This window comes from Curtobacterium sp. MCPF17_031, assembly GCF_003234035.1.
In the GTDB taxonomy this organism is placed as follows: domain Bacteria; phylum Actinomycetota; class Actinomycetes; order Actinomycetales; family Microbacteriaceae; genus Curtobacterium.
In genome coordinates, this window is sequence record NZ_QKSG01000003.1 from 1 (window position 1) to 14,376 (window position 14,376).

Below are 14,376 nucleotides of genomic sequence, written 5' to 3' on the forward strand. Positions count from 1 at the left end.
CCACCGCAGCAGTGCGCTGCGCACCAGTCAACGATGACGCGTTACCACCCAACAGAACCATCCCCGGATCTCGAACCAACTAAGCAGTCCAAGATCCGGGGACCAGTTCACAGCTGGCACCGGGCCTCCCGTCCGTCGTGCGCGCCCTGCCTGCGCGCACGGCGGCGTACCGCGGGGCCGGTCCCAGACGCGAAAGCGACAGTTCGCGCCGGTTCTCCCGCCCACATCTGTCGCTTTCGCGTCCCAGACCCGGCTGCGGCGCGGCGACTCAGCGGGACGGGACCGGCGGGCCGAGGGCCAGCAGCACGCCGAACACGGCGGCGACGAGCACGACACCGACCAGCGCCGAGAGCACCGGGCGCCGCACGACCACGAAGAGCAGCCGGTCGAGCGGACCGGGACGTTCCCCGGCTGCCACGCGCCGACGCCAGCCGCCGTCGAGCATGCCGCGGCGGGCGACTCCGACCTCGAACGGCAGCGTCGTGTACGGCACGATCGCGCTCACCCACCCGAGCACCGTGGCGCCGAACGACCACCGCTGGTTCACCGCGACGACCGTCGTGACGACCAGGTACGCCAGGAACACGAAGCCGTGCACCCCGCCTCCGACCCGGACCGGCCAGTCACCGGCACCCAGGCCGTACTTCAACAGCATGCCCACCAGGAGCATCGTCCAGGTCACGAGTTCGGCGATCGCGAGGCCGCGGAACAGGGATCGAGGGGTCATGGCCTCCATCGTGACGGAGGCCGGGTGGAAGTCGCGTGGACGAGCGCGGAACGACAGCAGGACGCCCCGGACCAACCACAACAGGACGCCCCGGACCGCAGAGCCCGGGGCGTCCTGTCTGTGTCGTTCGGCAGTCCGCGTCAGCGTCGGACGGTCACCACCTGCCCGAGCTGGTTCACACCGGCGGCGGCGTCCCAGGTGCCGACGTTCGCAGTCTGGATCGCGAAGGCCGGGTCACGTGCGACCGAGCGCTCGGCGGCGGGCATCGCGAGCGCGACCTGCCACTTGCCGGACGGCACCTCGGCGAGCGACGCGGTGACGGTCGCGGTGGTGCCGGGCTGCCACGACGACGCGTCGGCACGGACGGGCACGGTGACGTGCCGGTGACCGTTGGTCAGCACGAGCTGCACCGGACGGTGGTTGTACGGCGCTGCCCAGCCGTCGTTGCGCACCGACACCGAGACCGCGGCGTGCTTGCCGGAGGTCACGGTGCTCGAGGTCATCGTGAACCGGTAGCCGAGCTTCTTCGCGGCGTCGGTCATGCCGGCCTGGCCCCAGGTCGACAGGACGTCCTTGTTGTAGTCCAGGTTCAGGTAGCTGTAGTGGTACTTCGCCATCTCGGCCGAGGCGGACGGGTACTCGGACCGCGGTGCGTTCACGGCGCAGGTCTCACCACCGACCGGGACGTACCGGGAGTCGGCGGCGAGGTAGTCCTGGTCGAGCGACAGCGGGTCGGTCAGGAAGGTGCCGAAGTCGTCGGGCGAGGCGAGGAAGCAGTCGTTGTGGTGGCCGATCCGGGAGGCGGGAGAGCCGTTGTGCGCCTGCTGCGGCGTGAGTGCGCCGGCGGTGCCCGACGTCGTGCGGAGTGCGTCCTGCTTCATCTGCATGGTGCGCACCTGGATCGAGCGGCTGGACGGCAGCGCAGCCAGCTCGGCCTTGACGACCTGGCGTCGGGCGTCCTCGTCGGCGTCGGTCAGCACGCCCGGGTTGGCCGGGTCGCTGGCGAAGTGGTCCGTGTAGTAGCCCTCGCCCCAGAGGCCGATGAAGCCCTCCTGCAGCGTCGGGATGACGTCGGCGTTCCGGCGGAGGGTCGGCGTGAGCTGCTTGATGTGTGCGAGCACGGTCGGCAGGTCGGCGTCGCCGTACGGCGCCGAGTACGGCCAGTTGCCGCCCTGGACGTACGCGAAGCGGGTGATCACGCTGACGCCGGCGGCGCGGGCGGTGTCGTAGTCGTGCTGCACCAGCTTCAGCCAGGCCGGGCTGAGGCGCCGCTGGTCGACGAACGCCTCCATGTAGAACACGCGGACGATCTGGGTGACGCCGTCGGCCCGGTAGCCCTCGAGCGTGGCGGCGTCCAGCGGGGTGTAACCGGTACCGTCGGCGCGGTAGTGCGTCTCGGTGGTGTGGTCGAACCCGCGCTGGGGGTTCGGGATGACGGCATCGCTCGCCGTGTAGGTCACGGTGGAGCTGGTCGGTGTCGGGTGACGGTCGCTGTGTGACGACGACGCCCACGCGTTGGTCGGCACGGCGAGTGCGATCACGGCCGCGAGTGCGGCGGTGGTGATGGTGCGGTGCTGCATCGGACGAGCCCCTGTCCTCGGCGCGGGTGCGGATCGACACCCCCTGGTGCCGGCACCTGCGCGAATGTGATCTGAAGGTAGGTCAACCGATCAGAAAACACCAGCACCAGTTCCTCGTATCGATTCGATCTGATCTTGGGTAGCGTGGTCGACATGTCGCAGACGACGGACGCATCGAAGACGCTGCGCGTGGGGGTGGTCGGGCTCGGGTTCGCCGGGACGACGCATCTCGACGCCTACACCGCACTCCCCGGCACCGAGGTGGTGGCGCTCGCGGGCAAGGAGACCGGCCGGCTCCACGAGCTCGCCGAGACCCGCCAGGTGCCGGACACGTACCCGGACTGGCAGGACCTGGTCGCCCGCGACGACCTGGACATCGTGTCGATCGGCGTGCCGAACTCCCTGCACGCCCCGATCGCCATCGCCGCGCTCGAGAGCGGCAAGCACGTCTTCTGCGAGAAGCCCCTCGCGACCACGGGCGCCGAGGCGCAGGCGATGGTCGACGCCGCCGTGGCGAACGACCGCGTGCTCGAGGTCGCCTACAACCACCGCCGCCGCGCCGACGTGCAGTTCCTGGCCGACCACGTCCGCCCCGTCGACGGGCAGGACAGCCCGCTCGGGCACGTCTACCACGCCCGGGCGAGCTGGCGACGACGCGCCGGCATCCCCGGCATCACGTCGTGGTTCACGAACAAGGACGCAGCCGGTGGCGGTCCGCTCATCGACCTCGGTTCGCACGTCCTCGACATCGCGATGCACCTGATGGGCGAGCCGCGCGTCGTGGCCGTCAGCGCCGTCGCGTACAACGAGCTCGGTACCGCCGGACGCGGTGGCAGCACCGGCGGCGGACCCGTCTCCGGTGCGACCGGCCGCCCGTTCGACGTCGAGGACTTCGCGAACGCCCTGCTCCGCTTCGAGGACGGCTCGAGCCTGCAGCTGCAGGCCTCGTGGGCGTCCTACTCGAAGGACGACGAGGACATCGAGGTCGAGCTCCTCGGCTCGACCGGCGGTGCCCGGCTGTTCGTCCGGAACTACGCCACCGAGGGCACGGTCGAGCTGTACTCCGACATCGACGGCGTCCCCGCGGTCACCCGTCCCGCCGTGCACGTCCCGGCCGGCCACCACCAGCGCGTCATCGAGGAGTTCCTCGCCACCATCCGGTCCGGCACGCACGAGGGCCACCACGGCGAGTTCGCGTTGCACCGCACGCGGGTCGTCGACGCCGTCTACGCGTCGGCGCAGGCCGGCCACGAAGTGGAGGTCGTCGCATGAACATCGTCGTCTGGAACGAGAACGTCCACGAGACCCGCGGTGACGAGACCGTCCGCGAGCACTACCCCGACGGCATCCACACCGTCGTCGCCGCCGGCCTGGAGGCGCGACTCCCCTCCGCCCACACCGTCACGACCGCCACGCTGCAGGAGCCGGAGCACGGCCTGACCGAGGAGCGCCTGGCCGCCACCGACGTCCTCTTCTGGTGGGGCCACATCGCCCACGACGAGGTCGCCGACGAGGTCGTGGACCGCGTCGTCCGGCACGTGCACGCCGGCATGGGCCTGGTGGTGCTGCACTCCGGCCACTACTCGAAGCCGTTCACCCGGCTGATGGGCACGACCTGCTCGCTGAAGTGGCGCAACGACGGGGAGCGTGAGCTGGTCTGGACGATCGCACCCGAGCACCCGATCGCCGCCGGGGTCCCGCACCCGATCGTCATCGACCGCCAGGAGATGTACGGCGAGTACTTCGACATCCCGCGCCCGGACGAAGAGGTCTTCCTGTCGACGTTCGCCGGCGGTGAGGTGTTCCGCTCGGGCGTCGCCTACCGTCGCGGGCTGGGCAGGGTGTTCTACTTCTCGCCCGGCGACCAGGAGTACCCGGTGTACCACCACCCCGACATCCAGCGGGTCCTGGCGAACGCCGCCGAGTGGGCCGCGCCGACCGGTCCACGCCGGCAGCTCACCGCCGACCCCCACCCGAGGGACTGGTTCCTGGGCGACTCGTCGCGTAGACAGGAGGGGTGAGCACACCGCAGGAGGTCGACCGCCGCACGGCCCTGATCGAGGCGCTCGACGTCCTCGGTGCAGGCCCGGAGGAACGCTTCGACCGGATAACCCGGATGACGCACGACGCGTTCGGGGTACCGCTGACGTTCCTCAACCTCGTGCACCACGACCTCGTCACCACGCAGTCGACCTTCGGGTGGAACCAGGGCACGAGCGTGCCGGCGAACGAGCAGTTCTGCGCGACGACCGTGCTCACGCCGGAGCCGCTGGTGATCCCGGACACGACGCTCGACCCGCGGTTCGCGCACACCGCGGCCGTCGCCGAGCACGGCATCCGCTTCTACGCCGGCGCGCCGCTCTCGATGCTCGACGGCACCCGAGTGGGCACGCTCTGCATCATGGACGCGCAGCCGCGCGCCTTCTCGGCGACGGACCTCGCCCTGCTGCGCGACCTGGCGCGCTGGGCCGAACGCGAACTCGGGTACGCGCTCGAGCGCGACCGACTCACCAGGGTGCGCGCGGCGCTGGTGCCGGACCCGCTGTCGGTCCCCGGCCACGACGTCGCGACGCTCGCCGTCCAACGCCCGGACGGCGGTGGCGGGCTCACCGACTGGCGGGTCGCCCCCGACGGCGCCCTGCACCTGACGGTCGGCGCGGTGGTCGCCGGACGCGTCTCGTCGCTCCTCGCGGCCGACGTCCGTGGGGCACTGGCCGCGCGGACCGGCCTCCCGATCGCCGAGGCGGTCGCCGGACTGGAGGCCCAGGTCGCCCCCGACCTCCGGGTCGCCGACGCGGTCGCCGAGCTGGTGCACGCACGGCTCGACCCGACGACGGGGCGCGTCGACCTGGTGGACGCCGGGCTCGGCACCGCGGTGGTCGTCAGCGCCGACGGCAGCGTCCGTCCGGTGCGGTCCACCGAGCTGCCCGTCGGGCTCGGTACCGCATCGACCCCCGGCGCCCGGTCGACGCTGTCGGTCGAGCTGGCAGCCGGCGACCGGCTCGTGCTGGCTTCCGACGCGTGGTCGACCGTGCCCGGCGTCGAGGGGCCCGAGGCGATCGCGGCCCTCGTCGCCGCGCAGCCGGACGGCACGGCGGCGGTCGAGCACGTCCGCACGCTGCTGCCGGAGGGCGACCCGGCGACCGACCTGACCCTCGTCGTCGTCACCCGGCACTGAGGTCGTCAGCCGGCTCGGGACCGGCTGCTCAGCGCGTCTGCGCGCCGGGCTTCCCCGCGAACGCCGCCACGAGCAGGGTCGCGAGCATCCCGAACCCGGTCAGCACGACGCCGAGCGCCGCGAGCTGCCAGTACGCACTGGCGACGTGCTGCGGCTGCGTGACGATGTCCGGCCACCACGGGTCGAGGAACGGCACCGAGCCCGGGAACGGGTCGAGCCCGAACATCGCCAGCCCGCCGAGGAGCAGCACGACCCCGAGGGCGGCCATCGTGCCCCGACGGCCGCCGAGCATCCGGACGACGAGCGCCGCCCCCATGCCCACCAGCCCGACGACGGCGAGCGCGAAGGCCGCGACGAACACGGGCTGCGGCACGAGCGAGAACCAGTCGAGCACGGCGATCGGCACGAGCAGCCACCGCCCGGTCCTGGCCCACCGTGCGGGCGTGCGCCATCCATGCATGCCGGAACGGTACGACACGAACCCGGACGACCGCCCGGCTAGCATCGCGAGGTGCCCACACCAGCAGCGGAGGTCGAGGTCGACACCGCCCTCGTTCGCGCGCTGCTCGTCGACCAGCACCCGGACCTCGCCGACCGTCCGCTCGCCGTCGTCGCCTCGGGCTGGGACAACGTGGTCGTCCGCCTCGGCACCGATCTGGCCGTCCGCATGCCCCGACGCGCCGCCGCCGCGGTGCTCGTCGAGCACGAACAGCGCTGGCTGCCGGAGCTCGCCCGCCTGGTCGGTGCCGTGGTGCCCGTCCCGGTGCCGCTCCGCACTGGTCGCCCCGCCCTCGGCTACCAGTGGGCCTGGAGCGTCGTGCCCTGGTTCCCGGGCAGGACGCTCGGCAGCGACGCCGGCGGGCCGGGGGTCGGGGAGGCGCTCGCCGACTTCGTCTCCGCCCTGCACGTGCCGGCCCCGGACGACGCCCCGCTGAACGCGGTCCGGGCCGTCCCGCTCCGCACCCGGACGGACGCCGTCCTGGAACGACTCGGGTCCGGACCGGTCCCGCGCGCCCAGGAGCTGGCGACCGCCTGGCGGACGGCGGCCGACCTGCCGGTGGCTGCCGGGCCTCCCGTCTGGGTGCACGGTGATCTGCACCCGTTCAACCTGCTCGTCGAGACCGGCCCGCGGGGCGACCACCTGTCCGCGGTCGTCGACTTCGGTGACGTGACGGCGGGGGACTCCGCCGTCGACCTCGCGACCGCCTGGTTGACGCTCGACCGGGAGGCCCGGTCCGCCTTCCGCACCCAGGTCACCGCCCAGGACGCCAGCCTGGACGAGCACTCCTGGGGGCGGGCCCGGGGCTGGGCCGTGTCGATCGCGTCGGCGCTCGCCGTCGGTGACGAGTCGGTGTCCCACGCGGTGGCGCGACGCGCGATCGACGCCGTCCTCGACGACTGACGACCTGCTCCGGTTCGCGCACGTCATCGAGACGGGGGCTACCGCGAGCGCGACCACGGGGTTACCGTCTCCCCACACCAATCCGTGCACGTGAAGATCGGGAGGGGCCTCATGACCCTCGAGTTCCGCGTCCAGCACGACGTCGCCACCGACGCCTCCCCCTCGTCCCGGACCGCGCCGCGGGGCCGGGTCCGTCGGGTCCTCGACCACCTCGCCGCCCGACGCACCGCTGCGCAGCTGCGTCGGCTCGATGCCGACCTCGTCGAGCTGTCCGACCTGCAGCGCGTGCTGTCGGACGCCCGCGCGGTCGTCGACCGCGGGTGGATCCAGCACGCGTGGTTCGCCTACGTCGACGACCGGGGGCGGACCCGGACCGCGTCGAGTGCCGCCGCGACGGAGGTGGCCGGCCGTCCCCTCGTCGGCGCGTGCCTGGTCGGAGCCGTCGTCGACGCCGCGGGTGGGCCGCACGCCGTGCACTCGCAGCCGGTGCAGCGCTCCCTGGACCTCGTCTGGCATGCCCTCGCCGCGGCCGAGGGGTCGCCGGTGACCTGGTGTCCCGCGCCGGACATCCGGATGGGCCGCGTGCGTGACCTCACCCGCTGGAACGACAGCGCCGGGCGCACCGCCGAGCAGGTCTCCGGGCTTCTGCTCGCGGCCGAGCGGGTCGCCCTGCAGGAGTCCGACCGGGTCGCAGGACGAGCATCCGCGCTCCGTGCACACTCGGGGGCAGTACCCGTCGTCGGTTGAGATCGTTACACACCTCCCAGGATCAGCTCGGTGCTGTGCCGCTGACCAGGGTTTATCGGGACAATGGTTGCTGAGTGGAACCGTCGTTCTCGCGATGGGGACCCCGCCGGGGCTGAGCATCTGCGTAGCTTGGAGGCCGTCCGTTCCCCGATCCGTGGGCCGGACCGTCGACCCGAGGGAGTGCAGAACCGGTGTTCCAGTACATCGCCGAGCGATGGGACCAGATCTGGTTCTCGTCCTGGCAGCACTTCTCGCTGGTCGTCCAGTGCGTCGTGCTCGCGACCATCATCGCCGTGGTCCTCGCGGCGCTCGTCTACCGAATACCCGGCCTGCGTTCCGCCGCGAACGAGGTCTCCACGGTCGGCCTGACGCTGCCGTCCTTCGCGGTCATCGGTCTGCTGCTCGTGCCGCTCGGGTTCGGCGTCGTGCCGTCCGTCGTCACGGTGACCTTCTTCGCCGCCCTGCCGATCCTCCGCAACGCGGTCGTCGGGCTCAACGAGATCCCACCGGCCGTCGTCGAGTCGGCGCGCGGCATCGGCATGAGCCGCTTCCGCACCCTGGTGCAGGTCGAACTGCCGATGGCGTGGCCGATCATCCTCACCGGCGTGCGGGTCTCCGCGCAGATGGTCATGGGCGTCGCCGCGGTCGCCGCGTACGCACTCGGCCCGGGACTCGGCAGCTTCATCTTCTCCGGGTTGTCCCGCCTCGGTGGCGCGAACTCCCTCAATTCCGTGATCGTCGGGACCGTGGGCGTCGTGTTGCTCGCCCTGGTCCTCGACCTCCTGCTCCTCGGCCTCGGCCGTCTGACCACCTCGAGAGGTATCCGTGTCCAGCACTGAGTCCCCGACCACCGCGCCCGACACCGACGTCACCGGCCGGAGCATCCTGCTCGACAAGGTGACGAAGCGGTACCCGGGCCAGGCGAAGCCCGCCGTCGACGGCATCACCCTCGAGATCCCGGCCGGCAAGATCGTCATGCTCGTCGGCCCTTCGGGCTGCGGCAAGACCACCACGCTGAAGATGATCAACCGGCTCATCGAGCCGACCGAGGGTCGCATCGTGGTCGGCGACGACGACGTGACCAAGATCGACGGCGACGAACTGCGTCGCCGGATGGGCTACGTCATCCAGGCCGGCGGACTCTTCCCGCACATGACGGTCGCGGCGAACATCGCGGTCGTGCCGAAGATGCTCGGCTGGTCGAAGGACAAGATCGCCGCCCGGGTCGACGAACTCCTCGACCTCGTCTCGCTCGACCCGGACACCTACCGCGACCGCTACCCCCGTGAGCTCTCCGGCGGACAGCAGCAGCGTGTCGGGGTCGCCCGCGCCCTCGCCGCGGACCCGCCCGTCCTGCTCATGGACGAGCCGTTCGGTGCAGTCGACCCGATCACACGGCAGCGCCTGCAGGACGAACTGATCCGCATCCAGGCGGAGCTCCACAAGACGATCGTGATCGTCACCCACGACTTCGACGAGGCCGTGAAGCTCGGCGACTGGATCGTGGTGTTCTCCGAGGGCGCGCACATCGTGCAGTACGACTCCCCGGAGCGGATCCTCGCCGAACCCGCGAACGAGTTCGTGGAGAACTTCATCGGCTCGGGTGCCGGCCTCAAGCAGTTGACCCTGACCCGCGTCCGCGAGGTCGGACTGGCCGACGCCGTCACCTGCTCCCCGGGCGAGCAGACGGAGGCCGTGCTCCAGCGCATGCGCGAGGCCGGCGGTCACGGGCACGCCGTCGTCGTCGACCGGCGTCAGCGGCCGATCGGGTGGCCGTCGCGCCGCCAGCTCGAGCGTCTCGACCGGATCCCGGAGGGCATCGAGGCCGGTCTGCCCGTCGTGTCCGAGGCGTCCACCCTCAACGACGCGCTCGACACCATGCTCGTCTCGAGTGCCGGTGCAGCGCTGGTGACCGGTCGTCGGGACGCGTTCCGGGGCGTCATCACGGTCGAGACGGTGATGGACGCCATCACCCGAACCCGTGCCGCTGCCGCCGAGGAGCAGGCCTACACGCCCGTCGGGACGAACACGAACCCGATCGAGGGGATGCCGAGCACGCCCGTCGTCGACCTCGATGACGAGCCGGCCGGCTCCGCCGACGACTCGCTCGCCACCGACGCTGCGCACTCCGACGGTCGGGACGACCGGTGAGCGACGTCGTCGTCACCGCATCCCCGGCGACCGGGGAGCGGACCAGCTGGCGAGGACTGGTCATCCAACCGGTCGTGATCCTCGTCGTCCTCGGCGCGTTCGCCGTCTGGCTCGCCACCGCGGACCTGACCCCCACCGAGCGCACGACCCTGAACCCGTCCGGGCTGCTCGACCTCGCCCGGCAGCACCTCATGCTCACCCTCATGTCGACCGTCATCGTGCTCGTCGTCGCCATCCCGCTCGGCATCGCGCTCACCCGCGGGCCCCTGCGGAAGGCGAGCGGAGCGATCCTGGCGGTCGCCAACTTCGGCCAGGCCGCACCTGCAGTCGGCCTGATCGTGCTCCTCGCGTTCTGGCTCGGGTTCACGTTCTGGGCCGCGGTGGTCGCCCTCGTGCTCTACGCGATCCTGCCGGTGCTCCGGAACACGATCATCGGCATCGAGAGCGTCGACGCCCGGCTCGTCGAGGCCGGTCGGGGCATGGGCATGAGCGCCGCCGCCGTCCTGCTCAAGGTCGAACTGCCGCTCGCCGTCCCCGTCATGCTCGCGGGCATCCGCACCGCGCTCGTGCTCCTGGTCGGGTCGGCCGCCCTCGCGACCTTCATCGGTGCGGGCGGCCTCGGACTGCTCATCACCACCGGCGTGAACCTGTTCCTGCCGAAGGTCCTCGTCTCCGGGGCGCTCCTCATCGCGCTCCTCGCCCTCTCCATCGACTGGCTCGGCCGCATCGTCGAGACGTTCGCCCGACCGAAGGGACTCCGATGACCCGCCGCACGCGCACCCCGGGCCGCCGAGCCCGCCGTCTGCTCGCCGCCGCCGCACTGGCGGGCGTGACCACGAGCCTCCTGGCCGGATGCGGTCTGCAGCCGGCGGCGTCGTTCGTGCCGGCCGCAGCGCCCGGCACGATCAAGCACATCGACGACCTGCCGGAGGGCGCGGCGCTCACCGTCACGTCGAAGAACTTCACCGAGCAGCTCGTCCTCGGCAAGATCGCGGTCCTCGCCGCCTCCGCCGCCGGTTTCGACGTCACGGACGAGACGAACGTGCCCGGTTCGGTGGCCGTCCGGCAGCTGATGACCTCGCACGACGCCGACCTGACGTACGAGTACACCGGTACCGCGTGGCTGACCTTCATGGGGCACAAGAAGGGCATCCCGGACAAGACCGAGCAGTGGCAGGCGGTCAAGGACGAGGACGCCGGCAACGGGCTGACCTGGCTCCCCCCGGCGCCGATGAACAACACGTACGCATTCGCGGTGCGTGACGAGGCGGTGAAGGACCTCGACGGCATCACGAAGCTCTCGCAGATCGCCGACCTGCCCGCCGACGAGCGCACGTTCTGCGTCGAGTCCGAGTTCAACTCCCGCGCGGACGGCTTCAAGCCGATGCTCGAGAAGTACGGACTGGACCTCGGCGGTTCGGGCGACAACGCCATCGCGAAGAAGAACGTCGACATCCTCGACACGGGCACCGTCTACACGGCGACCGACCGCGGCACGTGCAACTTCGGCGAGGTGTTCACCACCGACGGCCGCATCAAGTCACTCGGGCTGACGGTCCTGCAGGACGACCGCGGGTTCTTCCCCGCGTACAACGTCGCGCCGGTGCTGTCGAGCTCGGCGCTCCAGGAGTACCCGCAGCTCGAGGGCATCTACGACCAGATCTCGCCGAAGCTCACCGACGCGGTGCTGCAGGAACTCAACCGGCAGGTGGACGTCGAGGGACGCGAGCCGGCGGACGTGGCGTTCGAGTGGATGGTGAAGGAGGGCTTCATCACGAAGCCCTGAGGTCGCGACGTGACGATGTCAGGGCGGGAGGCTCCCCACCGGTCACGGCCGGCCTGCCGCTGGCGCGTCAGTCCGGAACCGACCGACGTGGGCCCAGGTGTCAGCTGGCACCGCGCCTCCCGACCGTCCGTTCCGCCGCCCGCCGGGACCCGGTCGCCGGTATCGTCGACGCATGGCACTGTTCGGACGACGCAAGCCCGACGTGCGCGATCGGCCCGTCAGCCAGGTCGAGCTGAAGCGCGCGGTGGACGAGGGGTTCCTCATCGCCCGGGCAGCGGTGATCGTCGCCGTGGCGAACCGCATCATCACCAACGCCTTGCGCGACCAGGGGTACTTCGACCATGCCCTGATCGCCGACGCCGCGCGTCAGGAACTGCACCGGATGGCCGAGGAGCAGCGTGGCGACGCCGAACGGATGCGGGAGATCCGGGTCCGGTCGAGCAAGCAGGGCGGGCGCTCGCAGCACCAGCACGACTACCGGCGCGGCGACGACCTCAAGCTCCGCACCCGCGAGGCGACGTACGAGGAACTCGCCGCGCGCCTCGACGCCCGCCGGGACGACCAGCACTTCGTCGACGGCATCGTCCTCGCCGCCCGTGCCCGCGCATGGGACGACATCGGCACGACCGTCGTCGGCCGTCTCGGCTGGGCCCAGCGGCCCGCCGACGACTACGAGGTCGGGCGCGACGAACGGCTGCAGCAGCTCCTCGACGAGGACTTCGCGACCCTGGTCGCCGAGCACCCGGTCGGATCCGGCACCGCGGTCGGCGCGGACGAGCCGGACACCGACGGACCGGATGACGGCACCGACCCGGCCGAGGCGGACACCACCACGAGTTGACCGGGCGCACGGTGCCGGACGCGGGCCTCGACCCGTGTCCAGCCGTCGCTCCGTAGGCTCGCCCGCATGGTTGATGCGGTGGTCGTCGGAGCCGGACCGAACGGGCTGGCCGCAGCGGTCACCCTCGCTCGGGCCGGCCTCAGTGTCGAGGTCGTCGAGCGGAACGACACGATCGGCGGCGGGGCCCGGACCAAGGAGCTCACGCTGCCCGGCTACCTGCACGACGTCTGCTCCGCGGTGCACCCGATGGCACTGCAGTCCGAGTTCTTCCGGGCGTTCGGGATGGAACGGCGCATCGAGCTCCGGCTGCCCGAGGTGCAGTACGGTCACCCGCTCGACGGCGGCCGTGCCGGCATCGCGTACCAGGACCTCGACCGCACCGCCGACGCGCTCGGAGTCGACGGCCGTGCCTACCGGCAGCTGATGGCCCCACTGGTGTCGCACGCCGACGAGGTCTCCGACTTCGCCACGGACGCCCTCCTGCACGTGCCACGACACCCGGTGACCGTGGCCCGCTTCGGGCTCCGTGCGCTCGAGCAGGGGACCCGCGCGTGGAACGCACGCTTCCGCGACGACGTCGCTCCGGCCATGATCAGCGGTGTCGCGGCGCACTCCATCCAGCACATGCCCTCGCTCGCCACCGCGGCCGCAGCGCTGTCGCTCGGCGTGTACGCGCACGCTCGCGGTTGGCCGGTGCCGATCGGCGGCAGCCAGGCGATCGTCGACGCGCTCGCCGCCGACCTGGTCGCACACGGCGGCACGATCGAGACCGGGCGGGAGGTCCACTCCCTCGGCGACCTCACCCCGGCCAAGGCGGTGTTCTTCGACACGAGCGTCCCGTCCATGCTCCGGATCGCCGGCAACCAGCTGCCCGCACCGAAGCGCGGCGCCCTGCGGCACTTCCGGTTCGGCAACGCGGCGGCCAAGGTCGACTTCGCGCTGTCCGAGCCGGTGCCGTGGACGAACCCCGAGCTCCACCGCGCCGGCACCGTGCACATCGGCGGCACCCGGGCCGAGATCGCCGAGGCCGAGGCGCAGGTCGCCCGCGGTCAGGACCCCGACCGCCCCTACGTCCTGGGCTCCGAGCCGACCGTCGTCGACCCGAGCCGGGCCCCCGCGGGCGGACACGTCTTCTGGGCGTACGCCCACGTTCCCGCCGGCTCGACGGTCGACCACCAGGAGTCCGTCATCCGTCAGATCGAACGGTTCGCCCCGGGCTTCCGCGACACCATCGTCGCGACGAACAGCCGGACCGCCGAGGACATGGAGCAGTACAACCCGAACTACTCCGGCGGGGACATCGCCGCCGGTGCCGCGAGCTTCTGGCAGCTGGTGAAGCGGCCCGTGCTCTCGAGTGACCCGTGGCGGATGGGCGGCGGCATGTACCTGGCGTCGCAGTCCGCGGCTCCCGGTCCCGGGGTGCACGGCATGGCAGGCTGGCACGCGGCGAAGAGCGCCCTCCGACACACCTACGGGTTGCCGGTGGACGTCGACCTGGCACCGAGGAGCTGACATGGCGAAGAACGTCCGGATCATCCACTGCACGCCCGAGGAGGTCTTCGACGTCCTCCGCGACGGCTGGCTCTACCCCACGTGGGTGGTCGGCGCGTCCCGGATGCGCGGCGAGGACCCCGGCTGGCCCGCGGTCGGCACGAAGCTGCACCACTCGTTCGGGGTGTGGCCGCTCGTGATCAACGACACGACGAGTGTCCTGGAGTACGACGAGCCCCGACGCATGGTGATCCAGGCGCGCGGGTGGCCGGTGGGGGAGGCCCGCGTCGAGGTCGAGGTCGAACCCCACCCCCGCGGCTGCCGGGTCACCCTGCGGGAGAACCCCGTGAAGGGCCCGGGGACGCTCGTTCCCGGCTTCCTCGCACAGCCCGGCATCTGGGTCCGCAACCACGAGACGGCACGCCGCCTCGGCTGGGTCGCAGCCGGTCGCGCGCGCAGCCACTGAGCCCTCC

General features: G+C 71.8%; 15 protein-coding genes. 12 read left to right on the plus strand and 3 right to left on the minus strand.

Translation table 11 applies throughout. The features are described 5' to 3' along the window. Positions 1 to 268: 268 nt before the first annotated feature. Positions 269 to 727, minus strand: a complete 459-nt coding sequence (locus tag DEJ31_RS05260) for a DUF3817 domain-containing protein (RefSeq protein ID WP_111121532.1) — start codon at positions 725 to 727, stop codon at positions 269 to 271. A gap of 140 nt (positions 728 to 867) precedes the next feature. Next, positions 868 to 2,307: a DUF4832 domain-containing protein gene (locus DEJ31_RS05265; RefSeq protein ID WP_111121377.1), complete on the minus strand. Its 1,440-nt coding sequence runs from the start codon at positions 2,305 to 2,307 to the stop codon at positions 868 to 870. Positions 2,308 to 2,460: 153 nt separating this feature from the next. On the opposite strand from DEJ31_RS05265, the gene DEJ31_RS05270 reads away from it, so the two are divergent. The 3 genes from DEJ31_RS05270 to DEJ31_RS05280 are packed head-to-tail and all read left to right on the plus strand — an operon-like array spanning position 2,461 to position 5,485. After that, positions 2,461 to 3,579: a Gfo/Idh/MocA family protein gene (locus DEJ31_RS05270; RefSeq protein ID WP_111121533.1), complete on the plus strand. Its 1,119-nt coding sequence runs from the start codon at positions 2,461 to 2,463 to the stop codon at positions 3,577 to 3,579. Next, the gene (locus DEJ31_RS05275) at positions 3,576 to 4,328 is read left to right on the plus strand and encodes a ThuA domain-containing protein (protein WP_111121378.1); all 753 of its coding nucleotides are present in this window, start codon (positions 3,576 to 3,578) and stop codon (positions 4,326 to 4,328) included. The genes DEJ31_RS05270 and DEJ31_RS05275 overlap by 4 nt, the downstream gene beginning before the upstream one ends. Further along, complete coding sequence (locus DEJ31_RS05280; RefSeq protein WP_111121379.1) at positions 4,325 to 5,485, plus strand: PP2C family protein-serine/threonine phosphatase; 1,161 nt, start codon at positions 4,325 to 4,327, stop codon at positions 5,483 to 5,485. Before DEJ31_RS05275 ends, DEJ31_RS05280 begins: the two co-directional genes overlap by 4 nt. A 28-nt stretch (positions 5,486 to 5,513) precedes the next feature. Here DEJ31_RS05280 and DEJ31_RS05285 read toward each other — a convergent pair whose 3' ends face one another. Continuing rightward, positions 5,514 to 5,945 (minus strand): hypothetical protein, encoded by a 432-nt coding sequence (locus DEJ31_RS05285; RefSeq protein ID WP_146236719.1) that lies wholly within the window; start codon positions 5,943 to 5,945, stop codon positions 5,514 to 5,516. A gap of 51 nt (positions 5,946 to 5,996) precedes the next feature. On the opposite strand from DEJ31_RS05285, the gene DEJ31_RS05290 reads away from it, so the two are divergent. The 9 genes from DEJ31_RS05290 to DEJ31_RS05330 all read left to right on the plus strand — a co-directional run bounded on the left by DEJ31_RS05290 (position 5,997) and on the right by DEJ31_RS05330 (position 14,369). Further along, positions 5,997 to 6,887 (plus strand): aminoglycoside phosphotransferase family protein, encoded by an 891-nt coding sequence (locus DEJ31_RS05290; RefSeq protein ID WP_111121380.1) that lies wholly within the window; start codon positions 5,997 to 5,999, stop codon positions 6,885 to 6,887. A 111-nt stretch (positions 6,888 to 6,998) separates the two neighbouring features. Then, on the plus strand, positions 6,999 to 7,634 hold the full coding sequence (locus DEJ31_RS05295) for a hypothetical protein (RefSeq protein WP_111121381.1): 636 nt from the start codon (positions 6,999 to 7,001) through the stop codon (positions 7,632 to 7,634). 191 nt (positions 7,635 to 7,825) lie between these two features. Then, the gene (locus DEJ31_RS05300) at positions 7,826 to 8,473 is read left to right on the plus strand and encodes an ABC transporter permease (RefSeq protein WP_111121382.1); all 648 of its coding nucleotides are present in this window, start codon (positions 7,826 to 7,828) and stop codon (positions 8,471 to 8,473) included. Then, positions 8,460 to 9,785, plus strand: coding sequence for an ABC transporter ATP-binding protein (locus tag DEJ31_RS05305; protein ID WP_110903603.1), 1,326 nt, complete (start codon positions 8,460 to 8,462; stop codon positions 9,783 to 9,785). The genes DEJ31_RS05300 and DEJ31_RS05305 overlap by 14 nt, the downstream gene beginning before the upstream one ends. After that, positions 9,782 to 10,549 carry an ABC transporter permease gene (locus DEJ31_RS05310; RefSeq protein ID WP_110903604.1) on the plus strand — a complete coding sequence of 256 codons (768 nt, stop codon included), beginning with the start codon at positions 9,782 to 9,784 and terminating at the stop codon, positions 10,547 to 10,549. Before DEJ31_RS05305 ends, DEJ31_RS05310 begins: the two co-directional genes overlap by 4 nt. After that, positions 10,546 to 11,571 carry a glycine betaine ABC transporter substrate-binding protein gene (locus tag DEJ31_RS05315; RefSeq protein ID WP_111043556.1) on the plus strand — a complete coding sequence of 342 codons (1,026 nt, stop codon included), beginning with the start codon at positions 10,546 to 10,548 and terminating at the stop codon, positions 11,569 to 11,571. Before DEJ31_RS05310 ends, DEJ31_RS05315 begins: the two co-directional genes overlap by 4 nt. Before the next feature lie 172 nt (positions 11,572 to 11,743). After that, positions 11,744 to 12,412, plus strand: coding sequence for a hypothetical protein (locus DEJ31_RS05320; protein ID WP_111043555.1), 669 nt, complete (start codon positions 11,744 to 11,746; stop codon positions 12,410 to 12,412). Positions 12,413 to 12,478: 66 nt separating this feature from the next. Further along, positions 12,479 to 13,924 (plus strand): NAD(P)/FAD-dependent oxidoreductase, encoded by a 1,446-nt coding sequence (locus DEJ31_RS05325; protein ID WP_111043554.1) that lies wholly within the window; start codon positions 12,479 to 12,481, stop codon positions 13,922 to 13,924. Between the two features lies 1 nt (position 13,925). Next, positions 13,926 to 14,369, plus strand: a complete 444-nt coding sequence (locus DEJ31_RS05330; protein ID WP_110903608.1) for an SRPBCC family protein — start codon at positions 13,926 to 13,928, stop codon at positions 14,367 to 14,369. Positions 14,370 to 14,376 lie beyond the last annotated feature (7 nt).

Excerpts from the sequence above, each read along its gene's own strand:
- DEJ31_RS05260 (WP_111121532.1), bottom strand. The coding sequence starts at position 727 with ATGACCCCTCGATCCCTGTTCCGCGGCCTCGCGATCGCCGAACTCGTG.
- DEJ31_RS05265 (WP_111121377.1), bottom strand. The coding sequence starts at position 2,307 with ATGCAGCACCGCACCATCACCACCGCCGCACTCGCGGCCGTGATCGCA.
- DEJ31_RS05270 (WP_111121533.1), top strand. The coding sequence starts at position 2,461 with ATGTCGCAGACGACGGACGCATCGAAGACGCTGCGCGTGGGGGTGGTC.
- DEJ31_RS05275 (WP_111121378.1), top strand. The coding sequence starts at position 3,576 with ATGAACATCGTCGTCTGGAACGAGAACGTCCACGAGACCCGCGGTGAC.
- DEJ31_RS05285 (WP_146236719.1), bottom strand. The coding sequence starts at position 5,945 with ATGCATGGATGGCGCACGCCCGCACGGTGGGCCAGGACCGGGCGGTGG.
- DEJ31_RS05295 (WP_111121381.1), top strand. The coding sequence starts at position 6,999 with ATGACCCTCGAGTTCCGCGTCCAGCACGACGTCGCCACCGACGCCTCC.
- DEJ31_RS05315 (WP_111043556.1), top strand. The coding sequence starts at position 10,546 with ATGACCCGCCGCACGCGCACCCCGGGCCGCCGAGCCCGCCGTCTGCTC.
- DEJ31_RS05320 (WP_111043555.1), top strand. The coding sequence starts at position 11,744 with ATGGCACTGTTCGGACGACGCAAGCCCGACGTGCGCGATCGGCCCGTC.
- DEJ31_RS05325 (WP_111043554.1), top strand. The coding sequence starts at position 12,479 with ATGGTTGATGCGGTGGTCGTCGGAGCCGGACCGAACGGGCTGGCCGCA.
- DEJ31_RS05330 (WP_110903608.1), top strand. The coding sequence starts at position 13,926 with ATGGCGAAGAACGTCCGGATCATCCACTGCACGCCCGAGGAGGTCTTC.